This is a genomic window from Allohoeflea poritis (assembly GCF_027889715.1).
Lineage (GTDB): Bacteria > Pseudomonadota > Alphaproteobacteria > Rhizobiales > Rhizobiaceae > Hoeflea_A > Hoeflea_A poritis.
Window position 1 is genome coordinate 17,188 of record NZ_JAPJZH010000005.1, and the last position, 13,423, is coordinate 30,610.

General features: G+C 60.5%; 14 protein-coding genes. 10 read left to right on the forward strand and 4 right to left on the reverse strand.

Going from position 1 to position 13,423, the window contains the following annotated elements:
- Positions 1 to 4: 4 nt before the first annotated feature.
- Entirely contained in the window at positions 5 to 319 is a 315-nt protein-coding gene (locus OOZ53_RS09420; protein ID WP_271089222.1) for a hypothetical protein, read from the reverse strand.
- A 517-nt stretch (positions 320 to 836) separates the two neighbouring features.
- Between OOZ53_RS09420 and OOZ53_RS09425 the strand changes: the two genes are divergently transcribed.
- The 6 genes from OOZ53_RS09425 (at position 837) to OOZ53_RS09450 (ending at position 5,813) form a co-directional block, all read left to right on the forward strand.
- Positions 837 to 1,496, forward strand: coding sequence for a hypothetical protein (locus OOZ53_RS09425; RefSeq protein WP_271089223.1), 660 nt, complete (start codon positions 837 to 839; stop codon positions 1,494 to 1,496).
- Between the two features lie 207 nt (positions 1,497 to 1,703).
- The gene (locus tag OOZ53_RS09430) at positions 1,704 to 2,162 is read left to right on the forward strand and encodes a GNAT family N-acetyltransferase (RefSeq protein WP_271089224.1); all 459 of its coding nucleotides are present in this window, start codon (positions 1,704 to 1,706) and stop codon (positions 2,160 to 2,162) included.
- 241 nt (positions 2,163 to 2,403) lie between these two features.
- The gene (gene sdhC / locus OOZ53_RS09435) at positions 2,404 to 2,796 is read left to right on the forward strand and encodes a succinate dehydrogenase, cytochrome b556 subunit (protein ID WP_271089225.1); all 393 of its coding nucleotides are present in this window, start codon (positions 2,404 to 2,406) and stop codon (positions 2,794 to 2,796) included.
- A gap of 13 nt (positions 2,797 to 2,809) precedes the next feature.
- Positions 2,810 to 3,190, forward strand: coding sequence for a succinate dehydrogenase, hydrophobic membrane anchor protein (sdhD, locus tag OOZ53_RS09440; protein WP_271089227.1), 381 nt, complete (start codon positions 2,810 to 2,812; stop codon positions 3,188 to 3,190).
- Between the two features lie 7 nt (positions 3,191 to 3,197).
- Complete coding sequence (gene sdhA, locus OOZ53_RS09445) at positions 3,198 to 5,018, forward strand: succinate dehydrogenase flavoprotein subunit (RefSeq protein ID WP_271089228.1); 1,821 nt, start codon at positions 3,198 to 3,200, stop codon at positions 5,016 to 5,018.
- Positions 5,019 to 5,033: 15 nt separating this feature from the next.
- Positions 5,034 to 5,813 carry a succinate dehydrogenase iron-sulfur subunit gene (locus OOZ53_RS09450; protein WP_271089229.1) on the forward strand — a complete coding sequence of 260 codons (780 nt, stop codon included), beginning with the start codon at positions 5,034 to 5,036 and terminating at the stop codon, positions 5,811 to 5,813.
- On the opposite strand, the gene OOZ53_RS09455 is transcribed toward OOZ53_RS09450, so the two are convergent.
- Entirely contained in the window at positions 5,810 to 6,490 is a 681-nt protein-coding gene (locus tag OOZ53_RS09455; protein WP_271089230.1) for a zinc metallopeptidase, read from the reverse strand. The two genes, OOZ53_RS09450 and OOZ53_RS09455, sit on opposite strands and share 4 nt — an antisense overlap.
- Before the next feature lie 101 nt (positions 6,491 to 6,591).
- Complete coding sequence (locus OOZ53_RS09460; RefSeq protein WP_271089231.1) at positions 6,592 to 8,199, reverse strand: APC family permease; 1,608 nt, start codon at positions 8,197 to 8,199, stop codon at positions 6,592 to 6,594.
- Between the two features lie 199 nt (positions 8,200 to 8,398).
- Between OOZ53_RS09460 and msrA the strand changes: the two genes are divergently transcribed.
- Complete coding sequence (gene msrA, locus OOZ53_RS09465) at positions 8,399 to 9,046, forward strand: peptide-methionine (S)-S-oxide reductase MsrA (protein ID WP_271089232.1); 648 nt, start codon at positions 8,399 to 8,401, stop codon at positions 9,044 to 9,046.
- A 6-nt stretch (positions 9,047 to 9,052) separates the two neighbouring features.
- Here the strand turns inward: msrA and OOZ53_RS09470 are convergent, their stop codons facing one another.
- A complete protein-coding gene (locus OOZ53_RS09470; protein ID WP_271089234.1) occupies positions 9,053 to 10,174 on the reverse strand; it encodes a YHYH protein in 1,122 nt (373 codons plus the stop codon).
- 373 nt (positions 10,175 to 10,547) lie between these two features.
- On the opposite strand from OOZ53_RS09470, the gene OOZ53_RS09475 reads away from it, so the two are divergent.
- The 3 genes from OOZ53_RS09475 (at position 10,548) to mdh (ending at position 13,417) form a co-directional block, all read left to right on the forward strand.
- Entirely contained in the window at positions 10,548 to 11,057 is a 510-nt protein-coding gene (locus OOZ53_RS09475; RefSeq protein ID WP_271089235.1) for a protease inhibitor Inh/omp19 family protein, read from the forward strand.
- Between the two features lie 37 nt (positions 11,058 to 11,094).
- On the forward strand, positions 11,095 to 12,258 hold the full coding sequence (gene zapE, locus OOZ53_RS09480) for a cell division protein ZapE (RefSeq protein WP_271089236.1): 1,164 nt from the start codon (positions 11,095 to 11,097) through the stop codon (positions 12,256 to 12,258).
- A gap of 196 nt (positions 12,259 to 12,454) precedes the next feature.
- On the forward strand, positions 12,455 to 13,417 hold the full coding sequence (mdh, locus tag OOZ53_RS09485; RefSeq protein WP_271089237.1) for a malate dehydrogenase: 963 nt from the start codon (positions 12,455 to 12,457) through the stop codon (positions 13,415 to 13,417).
- Positions 13,418 to 13,423: the final 6 nt, after the last annotated feature.

A 13,423-nucleotide genomic window follows, 5' to 3' on the forward strand; every position in this document is an offset into this window, starting at 1 on the left:
CGCATCAGGGGCGGATAATGCAGATGTTGGTTTTTTCGTCGCAATCCATCGCCGCCTGCTCTTCGCCGACATCGATGATCTTGGCGCCCGGACGCGGCAGTGCCTTCTTCTTGGGCTCTTGCGGGGCGTAATACTGGCGGCCGTTATCGACGTAGAAATAGATGCCGTTGCCCTTGAATTGGCGGGCCGAGATGGCGCCGGAATAGGTTCCCACGCCCTTGACGCGGGTCGGCAGTCCGTCATCGGCAATGGCCGGAGCGGCGAATATCGGCGCAGTCATTGCGGCGATTGCCAGGTACTTGATGACACGGTTTGGCATAACAGTGCTCGCTTCGTTAACGAATCGGGATCACCCACCCGGCCGACTCATTCAACCGGTCACGGACATCCCGCTGTTTAATCTAGAGTTTTCATATTCCGTTTACCATAATGCCGGGTATAAACCTTTTGTTAAGGTTAACAACAGAGTCAAATGGGGCGGGTAACGCATATCTGAGGCCACTAGCCGTTAGCCGCTTAGAAACCTCTGTCCCGGGTCGGAGCTGAAATGGCTAGTTTCTGATGCTGAATATGTCAGTCTGCCAAAAGGGAGAATGTTCGCTACCTTTGCAGGGTGTGAGATGCCGACCAAATGGTGTTATTGCTCTGAGCGGTCGGGTGAATTCACTGCTGGGGCACTACAGTTAGATCCGATCTCCGGTTTCAACGCATCTGGTGGTTGTTCAGGTATGGATTTCTTCGACTATTAATATGCACAAGTAGTTTTGCTAAGATATACGAACCAGTCTATAGTTTCTTGATGCGTCGGTCTCTGTTGTGAAATTCGGAGGCAATAAATGTTTAGCAACAGGCACAAAAAAATTAGACGGCTTAAGGTTACCAGCTACTGGGCTGGGATTATTATCGTGCCCCTAACTGGTATAATATTCGGCCACCAGTTGCTCACTGACGAAGTTGCTCTTGCTCAAAAAAACCAGACAGGAAACAACAACATATTTATTGGAGGCGATTCGAACGGTGACGTAAACAGCAACAACATCACCATCGGTGAGCTAAATTTGATAGTTGACGAGAAACTGGGAGAAATCGAAAATTCTGCCCAACGGCAAGTAGCCTTAGAACTGGCTAGTGTCCTAGAGAGTCTTGTTCGCGATGGACAAATTTTAATTACACCTCCTGCTGCACAGTCATTGATGGACGAAGTAATACAGCTTGCCAAGAAAACACCTTTGAAAAGAGATAATATTGTCAGTCAGCAGTTTGAGCTTCCGGCCGGGCGTGCTGTTTTCCTTTTTGGTGGTCGAAATCGGATTGCGTTCAAGCATTGGAGTTGGCGAGGCTTTGCCACGTTGTCCTTCAATGGAAACGAGATTGAAGTGAATTTCGGTGGTTCTGTTCCCTTCAATCACAATGGTGTTCAGTGCGAGTTGGTTCTGAATGGCGTAAATTCGAGGAAGCGCACAGCGGACTTTACGGCATTTTGCGGCAAGGGCTAAGTTTAGTCGCCCTACCAACCCTTCAATCAAAGGTGCAGGAGTTTAACTGCTGCTCCGCCTTCATGGCGTCACCCGACACATTTTCGTTGATGGCTTGCTTCCGGGCTCGGTACACTTGACAAATGCGACTGTTGTCGAGGAACGTTCGCTGACTCCCGGCCACATGCGTCGGTGATATAACATACGCGCGATATAAGAGTGGGCACCATGACCGGCGAACCGAAGATCGAGATTGACCTGCTGCGGCTGAAGGATGCGCGTGAATTGGCGCCGCTTATCGCCGCCTATGGTCAGTCACTAAAGCGCGGTGCGCCCAGACGGCCTGACGAATTCTACGCCGAAGCGCTGCTGCAGGACCGCGTCGCACAATTGCTCGGCGCGCGCCTCGACGGCGTGCTCGTCGGCTTCATCGTCTTTTACGACCTGCCGGATCCCGTCACCGGCATGCGTTTCGGCCAGGTGGATCATCTCTATGTGCACCATGAACAGCGCCGAAAGGGCATAGCAAAGGCGATGATCGACGTGCTGTCCGAGGACGGCGAGTCGCGCGGCTGGAGCAAGCTTGTCCTGAATGCGCCGCGCCAGCCGGAGGAAGGCAAAAAGCTCTATGAGGGCATTGCCGCGACCGGTGATTGGGCCGCATTCGTCATTCATTTCGATCGCTGAGACGCGCGACGTCTACCGCACCGCAAAAATTTTTTGGCGGCGCTTTCCGGGCGGTTTTTAAACTATTGGCTGCTTTCAATCGATTTGGAAGCGTTCTAAAATCATTTAGCCGGAATTCGGGCCTTGCAGGGGCCGCTGCCACGCTTTGACGCACCGCTGCAAAGACACTATTAACATGCCTTATCGGTTCGGCTTTTCGGCCGCAGAACCGCTCTGGATACGACAGCACTTCGGAGGCCCCATGGCCAACGCCTCGCAGAACAGACCCCTCTCCCCCCATCTGAGCATTTATCGGCCGATCCCCACCATGGTGATGTCGATCGTGCACCGCATAACGGGCGCGGCGCTCTATTTCGGCACGGTCCTGGTCGCCTGGTGGCTGATTGCTACAGCCGCCGGCCCGGAATATTTCGAATTCACCAACGCCATATTCGGATCGATCATCGGGCGTCTTATCCTGTTCGGCTATACCTGGGCCCTGATCCACCACATGCTGGGCGGCATTCGCCACCTGATCTGGGACACCGGGCGGGCGCTGGACAAGCATGTCACAACCAAAATGGCCTGGGCGACGCTCGTCCTGTCCGTTTCCCTGACCATCATATTGTGGGCCATCGCCCTCATCATCGCTTAACGGGAGCCTCGTCATGGATTTGCGCACACCGCTCTCCAGGGTTCGCGGACTGGGCTCGGCCAAAGAGGGCACGGATCACTTCTGGCGCCAGCGTCTGACATCCGTCGCCAATATTCCGCTCATCCTCTTCTTTGTCCTGTTTATCCTGATCTATCAGGGCGAATCCTACGAGACCGTCGCGGGTGCCCTCGGCAATCCGCTGGTTGCGGTGCTGATGGGGCTGGCGGTCCTGTCGGGACTGATCCATATGCGTCTCGGCATGCAGGTCATTATCGAGGATTATGTGCATGGCGAGGGTGCGAAAATCGTCCTTTTGATGCTCAACAGCTTTTTCACGATCATTGTCGGCGCGCTGTCGCTGTTCGCGATCCTGAAACTCGGATTTGGAGGCTGATCCCGCGATGGCGAACAATACGCAACCGGCTTATCAGTTTACCGAACACAGTTTCGACGTGGTCGTCGTCGGTGCGGGCGGCGCCGGCCTGCGCGCCACGCTCGGCATGGCGGAGCAGGGTCTGCGCACCGCCTGCATCACCAAGGTCTTTCCGACCCGTTCCCACACGGTGGCGGCGCAGGGCGGCATTGCCGCGAGCCTGCAGAACATGACGCCGGACCACTGGCAGTGGCACATGTACGACACCATCAAGGGCTCGGACTGGCTGGGCGACAATGACGCCATGGAATATCTGGCCCGCCAGGCGCCGGCGGCCGTCTATGAGCTGGAACATTACGGCGTGCCGTTCTCGCGGACCGAGGAAGGCAAGATCTATCAGCGGCCCTTCGGCGGGCACATGCAGGAATTCGGCGAGGGCCCGCCCGTGCAGCGCACCTGCGCGGCTGCCGACCGTACGGGCCATGCCATCCTGCACACGCTTTACGGTCAGTCGCTGCGTCACAATGCGCAGTTCTTCATCGAATATTTCGCCATCGATCTGCTGATGAGCGATGACGGCGTGTGCACGGGCGTCGTTGCGTGGAACCTCGATGACGGCATGATCCACATTTTCCGCGCCAAGATGGTGGTGCTGGCGACCGGCGGCTATGGCCGCTCCTATTTCTCAGCGACATCCGCGCATACCTGCACCGGCGACGGAAACGGCATGGTCATCCGCGCCGGGCTTCCGCTGCAGGACATGGAATTCGTGCAGTTCCACCCGACGGGGATCTATGGCGCCGGAACGCTGATCACCGAGGGCGCTCGGGGCGAGGGCGGTTATCTCGTCAATTCCGAGGGCGAACGCTTCATGGAGCGCTACGCGCCGTCGGCGAAGGACCTGGCGTCCCGGGATGTCGTCTCGCGCTGCATGACGATGGAAATCCGCGAGGGGCGCGGCGTCGGCAAGAAGAAGGACCATATCTTCCTGCATCTGGACCACCTCGATCCCGCGGTGCTGGCCGAACGGCTGCCCGGCATCTCCGAATCGGCCAAGATCTTCGCCGGTGTCGACGTGACCCGCGATCCGATCCCGGTGCTGCCGACGGTCCATTACAATATGGGCGGCATACCGACCAACTATCACGGCGAGGCGCTCAATCCGACAAAGGACGATCCCGACCGGATCCAGCCCGGCCTGATGGCCGTCGGCGAAGCCGGCTGCGCCTCGGTTCACGGCGCCAACCGGCTCGGTTCGAACTCGCTGATCGACCTCGTCGTCTTCGGTCGGGCCGCGGCGATCAAGGCCGGCGAAGTGGTCGACAGGGATGCGGAAGTCCCGCATGTGCCGCAGGCCTGCCTTGAGAAGATCATGGACCGCTTCGACGGAAGGCGGCATGCCAACGGGTCGGTTCCCACCGCCGAGCTGCGCGACCGGATGCAACACGCCATGCAGGAGGACGCCGCCGTCTTCCGCACCGAGGAAACACTGAAACAGGGCTGTCAGCGCCTCGACGAGATCTACAAGCAGCTCGCCGATGTGCATGTAACCGATCGGTCGCTGATCTGGAACTCGGATCTGGTCGAGACCCTGGAACTCGACAATCTGGCCGACTGCGCGCTGCTGACGGTCTATGGCGCGGAGGCGCGCAAGGAAAGCCGCGGCGCCCATGCCCACGAGGATTTCCCGGACCGGGACGACAAGAACTGGCGCGTCCACACGCTCGGCTGGATCGAGGATGGCAAGGTCCGGCTCGAATACCGGCCGGTGCATACCGAGACCCTGACGAGCGAAGAAGAAGGCGGCATCGCGCTTGCCAGGATCGCGCCGAAGAAGCGCGTGTACTGAGGAGAAATCGGCGAAATGGTTGAACTTGCGCTTCCCAAGAACTCGCAGATCACCGGCGGCAAGACCTGGCCCAAGCCGGAGGGCGCGACCAATCTGCGCGAATTCCGGATCTACCGCTGGTCGCCCGACGACGGCAAGAACCCGTCCATCGACACCTACCATGTCGATCTCGACGATTGCGGGCCCATGGTTCTCGACGGGCTCTTGTGGATCAAGAACAAGGTGGATCCGACGCTGACCCTGCGCCGCTCGTGCCGCGAGGGTATCTGCGGTTCCTGCGCCATGAATATCGACGGCACCAATACGCTGGCCTGTACGAAGGGCATGGACGAGATCGACGGCACGGTGAAAATCTACCCGCTGCCGCACCTGCCGGTGGTCAAGGATCTGGTTCCGGATCTCAATAATTTCTACGCACAGCACCGTTCCATCGAGCCGTGGCTGAAGACGACAACACCGGCGCCGGAAACCGAGTGGCTGCAGTCGCATGAAGACCGCCTCAAGCTGGACGGTCTTTACGAGTGCATCCTTTGCGCCTGCTGCTCGACCTCGTGCCCGAGCTACTGGTGGAACGGCGACCGTTATCTGGGTCCGGCCGTGCTGCTGCAGGCCTATCGCTGGCTGATCGACAGCCGCGACGAGGCGACGGGCGAGCGGCTCGACGAGCTGGAAGATCCGTTCCGGCTCTATCGGTGCCACACGATCATGAACTGTGCGCAGACCTGCCCGAAAGGGCTCAACCCGGCCAAGGCGATTGCCGAAATCAAGAAGATGATGGTCGAGCGCAGGGTCTAGCGAAACGCCCTGAGAATCCGGAAGAGATTGAGGACCTGGAACAGCGAGGCCGCGACATAGGTATATGCGGCGGCCTTGAGGACCGCGTGCGCAGCGGGCATGTCCTCAGGCGGCAGATAACGGCCTTGGTCGATGATCGGCATGGCGCGCCGGAAACTTGCGTCGAACTCAACCGGCAACATGACCAGATGGGCGGCGACACGGATCAGACCGATCAGAACGACCGCCGCCACGCCGAACAGGAAGAAGCGCGGCGACAGTGCCGCGCCGCCAAGCGCCGAGAGACCGAAAATGACAATCGTGCCGATCCGGTCGGTGAGATTGGCGGTCGATACCAGCCGGTGACACCATCTAAGGGGCCGATAGGCATCGCGGTCCTGCAGCGCGTGCCCGACCTCGTGCGCAGCGACGGCGACAGCGGTGACGGAGCGGCCCTCGTAAAGCGCGCGTGACAGGCGCACGGCCTTGTCCCTGGGATCGTAATGGTCGCCCTCCTCGGTGATATCGACCGGGACGTCATTGAGACCATGATGATCGAGAAGATGGCGCGCGAACTCACCGCCCGTGCCCGGATAATCGGGACGATCGGCGGCATGGGTGCGCATCACGTGCCGCACCCAAAGGGTCGGCCCGAAAGCCAGTCCCATCAACAGAACAAGTGCCGCAATCCAAAGCATCGAAACGGTTCCGTGCAGCCGCACATAAAATTTGCGCCCGGTTCAGGCGCCAATCCGTAGATAATGCGGCGACCGGCGCGGTTCCAGCCCGCAGCTCTGCCTCACACCTCTAGGTCGCGCAGCACCGCCTCGTCATAGCCGATCCGCGCCAGGATCGAATCGGTCTGCTCGTCGAACCGGTTCTGGCTCAGCGCCGAGCGCAACGCGAACCCGTACATGACGGCGCAGAAGACCGCGCAAACCAGGATATCGTAGCCTTCCGGTATGAACCCGATGCCGCCGAAGCTGCCGAGCCACGAGATAAGGCCGATGCCCAGACCATAGGGCAGGAGCCAGGCCGCCTGACGCAGGTCGAGATCGCTCCGGTCCATGGTGCGCAGGCGAATGGCAAACAGGACGGCGCCGACCAGCATCGCGATGCCCAGCACCTTGATGGTCTGCCAGCCGCTCCAGTAGACAATGAGGGTGGCGAGGATGAAGGTCGCGTAGCCGACGGCCTTGGCGGCGGGCAGGCGGAACGGGCGCTTGTAGTCGGCGGCGAGCGAACGCAGCGCCACGACCGCGACGGGTCCGACGACAAAGGACAGCACCACAAGCGAACTGTGAGCGGCGACCAGCTCCGTGAAGTCAAGAAACAGTACGGCCACCCAGCCGACGGCGAGATTCAGCAACAGCGCGTTGAACGGCACGCCGAAGCGGGACAATTTCGCAAAGACCGCCGGCATGAAACCGGAGCCGGTGAGCGCCATGACAAGGCGCGCATTGGCGCCGACGGCGACCAGGGCCGAGCCGAAGGGCGAAATCACCGCCGTGGTGTTCATCAGGCTGACCAGCCACAAAAGGCCCAGGGCGGTCGCGATCGATGCGAGCGGCCCGCCCGGATGGTTGAAATGAAGGCCCTTCCAGCCATCGGTCAGGTCGCCGGGTTGCAGGGCGCCGATAAAGGCGACCTGCAAACCGAGATAGATGACCAGGCAGATCAGCATGGCGACGATCAGCGCCAGCGGGACGTTGCGGCCCGGGTTGCGCACCTCGCCGGCCATGTCGATAGCGTGGCGGAAGCCGATCATCGAAAGGATCACGCCGCCGGAAGACACCGCCGAAAGGATGCCGCGCGCACCGTCCGGCGCAAAGCCGCCGCCGGCGGTGAAATTGGCCGGCTCGAAAGCGGATCCGACAAACATCATGGCGATGACAATGGGGACGATGACCTTGATCCAGGTTACCGAATTGTTGATGGCGGTGAAGACCTTGACGCCAAAGGCGTTGAGCACGACGAAAATGGCCATCAGGGCCAAGGTGGCGAGCGATCCGGAGAACGACAGGTTCTCGTAGGTCGATCCTTCGAACATGAAGGGCGCATAGCGGCCGAGATAGCGCAATGTCGCCTCCACCTCGACCGGCGCCGTCAGCAGGTAGCCGAGCCATGCCGTCCAGCCCATGGCGATGGATACGACATTGCCGTGGGTGACCTGAGGGATGCTGGCGATGCCGCCCGGAAGCGGGAACATTGCCGATATCTCGGCGAAGGTCAGTGCGAGAAGCAGCATCGCGAAGGAGCCGATAACCCAGGCGACGATTGCGGCGGGCCCGGCAAGCTGTGCCGAAAGCATCGGCGCGAAGAGCCAGCCCGATCCGATGATGCCGCTGACGGCCAGGGCGATGAGGCCGATCGGTCCGATTTCGCGTTTCAGTCTGCGTTCCTGCATGGGTATCAGGACCTCCCGCCAGAGTCGTGCGTTGACTATGCATTCAATTACCCGGCTTGGACAGGGGCGTCTTTTGTCCGGACAAGGGAAACGGTGCATCAATGTCACGTCCTCGTGACCGGGATTGACTTGTTTCCAGCGCCGGGTTCTGCGTCTATCGTGACGGAAACCGCAATAGGACAGACCGGAGCTTGAAAACATGCGCAAAGTCCTGATCGTTGCCGCCCTTGCCGCAAGCGCCGGCGTTGCCGCAGTCGCGGGCTACGCGCCGATGGCACAGGTTCAGGCACAGGGCGAACAGCCGGAAGACGTGGAAGTCGCGATTTTCGCCGGCGGATGTTTCTGGTGCGTCGAATCGGATTTCGACCACGTTCCCGGTGTGATCGAGACCATTTCCGGATATACGGGCGGTCATCTGGACGATCCCACCTACCGGGATGTCGTGTCGGAGACGACCGGCCACCGCGAGGCGGTGAAAATCACCTACGATCCCAAGAAGGTCACCTACGAGCAGTTGCTGGATGTGTTCTTCCGCAGTGTCGATCCCACCGATGCAAGCGGGCAGTTCTGCGACCGGGGCGAGAGTTATACAACCGCCATCTTCACCCTTGACGATGAACAGAAGGTCCAGGCGGAGACAGCAAGCACCGATGCCATGGAGACGCTGGGCAAGACGATCGCCACGCGGATCGAACCGGCGGCGATGTTCTATCCGGCGGAGCAATATCACCAGGACTACTATCTGAAGAACCCGGTCCGCTACCGGTTTTATCGGCTTGGCTGCCGACGCGACGCGCAGATCGAGGCCCTGTGGGGCGACGAGGCCCATCGCGGCATCGTCAAGTAAACCCGATCAGCGGCCGCTTCGGGCAGCGTCCAGCGCCCGCCGGATCTCGTCCGCCGGAATTCCAAGCATACGCGACGCGCGCTGAAAATCAGGCGGCGGCGGGCCAACAGCCCGTCTGAGCGCATCAGCCGAAACGCCGAGTTGCGCCGCGGCGTTTGCCAGGACCTGTTGGGGCCCGCCCGGTCCGCCGGGCCGGTTTTCCGGACCGCCCCTGCCCTGGCGCGGGCCATCGTCTGGTCCCTGCGGCGCGCCGCCCATCGATCCGGGCAGATTGGCCGGCGTTCCCATGAAGCAGCCGATCGAATAGGGATACTCGTCGGTCATGTGATAGTGGTAAAGGGTCCGCGCCTCACCGTCCCAGTTGATGGCGTGGGAATGGCCGTGGCAGGCATCGAGGTCTTGATTGGTCAGTTTCCTGCCGCCCTCGCCGTATTTTCCGAACAAGCCGAAGCCGTCAATGGCGTAGCCGATGAGGTCGGAGTGGCCGCCGGGCTGGGACCGCGTGTCGTCGATGCACGGCGTCATGTTGTGATAGTGATACTGGCCGGTCTGCTGCGGATGGCCGCCGCATTTGTCCTGCATTTCATGTGCGGGCGCATCGTCGCCGCGCCCGTCGAGCGCATTGTACTGGGCCGCATTGGTCAAAGTGAAACCGATCATACCCATCGGCACGCAGCTCGGGCTCGCGGCGATTTCCGGTACGGCCGGCATTTCGAGCAGTATGTCCTGCGCGGTGATGCGACCATTGTTCCGGTCATACTGGTAGGCCGGATCGCTGCGCTGGATCGGAAAAGTGCCGGTCGGATGGGTGGGCAGATTGTTGGCGCGGATGACGCGCCTTTCGCCTTCGCGCTGGATGGAAATTTCCGCCGGCCATGTCACGGACCCCTGGACGTGCGGTTTCCTGTCCGGATCCCATGTGGCTGTTCCCAGCCAGTCGCCTGATGCGTGGGCGCCGGGCGTGTTCTTGTTGAAACGCTGCTGGCACGAAAAGACGTAGCCGGCCCTGGGCGCATCCGAGATCTTGTCGTCGCCCAGCGGCAGGTCATGCGCAGATGCCTGCAAGCCCCCGGCCAAAAGCGCTGCCTGCCCCCCGGCCAGTACGAGGGCAGCGGTCGCGGAGCTCAAGATACGGCCGTTCGCCAACGGTCTGAAACGTCCCTGTCCCGGCATTTTTCCCCCGCAATAGGGTTGATCCGCATTGCCAGTCTATAGTGAACCTTGCCCGGGCGATGGCAAGTTAACAATTCTTAATGCGCTATCGTCCCGACCCGGGTTCACGGAAAAAGAGGCGCAAGGACAGCAGTTTCGACGCGCGGTTGCGTTGCGGACGCGGTCGATGGCGCGCCCGCTGATCCGTGGCGGACTTTGCAGCGTAGTAAGAGTTGTGCAAATTTAATACAAATTTTGCCATCTTTGTGTATTGAATCCCTTCAACCCGATATAGGTGTTGACTGTCGGGGCAGGGATGGTTCCCGAAAATGCATATGGGGATGAATTGATGCGGAATGGAATAGTCGTGATCGCGCTGTGTGCGGCGGTCGCTTTGGCGGGATGCCAGAGGACCGGTTTCGGCGGCGGATTCGGGCAGCCCGCGCCGCTGTCTCCGGCGCCGGTCGGTGACATTCAGAGCGGGCAGTTGCCGCCGGCCGGGCAAAGCGATTTCCCGGATGCGCCGACAACGCAGGGCCCGAGCGAACAGGAACTGCAGACGGTCGCCGCCAATGCGCCCGAGGTCACGCGCGACTCCATGGTCGGGCGATGGACGATCTCGACGGGCGGCAATAGCTGCGATGTCTTCCTCGCACTGACAAAATGGACGGGCGGATACCGGGCCGCCTCGCGCGGCTGCAACGATCAGGCAGCGCTGATCTCGGCCTGGGACGTGCAGGGCAAGCAGGTGATCCTAAACGATTCTTCCGGAAACCAGTTCGCGGCGCTCTACAAGTCCGGCGAACAGCGGTTCGACGGAACGACGGCGGTGGGCCAACCGATCAGCCTCAACAGGTAAGCTGCGAAAACCGCATCGTGCGCGTGGACACCCTCCTATGAGCATTGCCGACCGGATCACGGTCTTAGAGCGCTACAATGCGCTGGTTGAATGCGGTGAGATCGAGAGCGACGATGCGCAGGTGATGCTGGCGAAGGCGCTTGACCGGGTTCTTGCGGAAATCGGCGAGCGGCGCCTGACCAACAAGTCCAGCCATCTGGGCTGGCTCTTCGCACGCCGGCAGAAAAAGCTTCCGGCCATCCGAGGGCTCTATATCCACGGCGCCGTGGGCCGCGGCAAGACAATGCTCATGGACCTTTTCTACGAGCTGATTGTCGCGCAGCGGAAAAGACGGGTGCATTTCCACGACTTCATGGCCGATGTGCATGAGCGGATCTATGCGCAGCGTCAGGCGCTCAAGCGCGGCGAGACGAAACAGGAAGATCCGATCCCGCCCGTCGCGGCACAGCTGATCGGCGAGGCATGGGTGCTGTGTTTCGACGAATTCTCGGTCACCGACATCGCCGATGCGATGATCCTGTCGCGGCTGTTCGAGCAGCTCTTCCAGCGCGGCTGTGTGCTTGTCGCGACCTCCAATGTGGAGCCGGACGATCTCTATCACAACGGGTTGAACCGGCAGCTGTTCCTGCCCTTCATCGATCTGCTCAAGTCCCGGGTCGATGTCTTCAGCCTCGATGCGCGGACCGACTACCGCCTCGAGAAGCTGAAACAATTGCCGGTCTATCTGACACCGATCAACAATGAGACGAAGATCGCCATGGCGAAAGCCTGGCGGGAGATGACGGTCGGGCATATCGCCCATCCGCATATGATCAGCGTCAAGGGACGCGAGATCGAGGTGCCGCTGGAGGCCGGCGGCATTGCCCGCTTCACCTTCGACGAATTGTGCGCGCGGCCCCTGGCGGCCAGCGACTACCACATCATCGCGCACCGCTATCACACCGTGTTTGTCGAAAATATCCCGATCATGGATGAGGATCGGCGCAACGAGGCCAAGCGCTTCATCAACCTCGTCGATATGCTTTACGATGCCGGGACAAGGCTGATCGTTTCCGCCGCCGCCGTGCCGGAGGATCTGTATGCGGGCAAGCGGGGCACCGAGCGTTTCGAATTTGCCAGAACCGCCTCGCGGCTCTTCGAAATGCAGAGTGCGGATTATCTTGCCGCCAGCCGCGCCGCCAGCGACGCGGAAAGTGCCTGAATTCAAACAGGCATTTGTGATCGCACGCCCTGAATTCTTACGTTTACGTAAGAGCTTGTGCATCTAACCGTTTGAATTTTTTAATATCGAAAGTTTGAGTTGCCAAAATCGCTCCGGGAGTCTAATCAACTTTCCGGTTTGCGGCATGCTGACGCAGCCTGCCGCGGGGACAATCGGATCTCGGAGGTGTCATTTTATGGCGCGAAACAAAATCGCATTAATCGGCTCAGGCATGATCGGCGGGACGCTCGCCCATCTGGCGGCGTTGAAGGAACTGGGCGATGTCGTCCTGTTCGATATCGCGGAGGGCATACCGCAGGGCAAGGCGCTGGACATTGCCCAATCCGCGCCCGTGGACGGCTTCGATGTCGAGCTGACAGGCGCCAATGACTACGCGGCCATCGAGGGCGCCAATGTGTGCATCGTCACGGCCGGCGTTCCGCGCAAGCCGGGAATGAGCCGCGACGACCTGCTTGGCATCAACCTGAAAGTGATGGAACAGGTCGGTGCCGGCATCAAGAAATACGCGCCGAATGCCTTCGTCATCTGCATCACCAACCCGCTCGACGCGATGGTCTGGGCGCTGCAGAAATTTTCCGGGCTGCCGAAGAACATGGTCGTCGGCATGGCCGGTGTCCTCGACAGTTCGCGCTTCCGCCATTTCCTGGCCGACGAGTTCGACGTTTCGGTCGAGGACGTCACCGCCTTCGTGCTCGGCGGTCACGGCGACTCCATGGTGCCGCTGGCGCGCTATTCGACGGTTGCCGGCATTCCGTTGCCGGATCTGGTCAAGATGGGCTGGGTTTCCAAGGGCCGGCTCGAGGAGATCATCCAGCGCACCCGTGACGGCGGTGCCGAGATCGTCGGCCTGCTGAAATCCGGTTCGGCCTACTACGCGCCGGCCGCTTCGGCTATCTCCATGGCCGAGGCCTTCCTGAAAGACAAGAAGCGGGTGCTTCCCTGCGCAGCCCATCTTTCCGGCCAGTATGGCGTCAAGGACATGTATGTGGGCGTACCGACGGTGATCGGCGGCGGCGGTGTCGAACGCGTTATCGAAATCGACCTCAACAAGTCCGAAAAGGACGCCTTCGACAAATCCGTCGGAGCCGTTGCCGGATTGTGCGAGGCCTGCATCGCCATCGCGCCCAACCTGAAATAGCCGGAA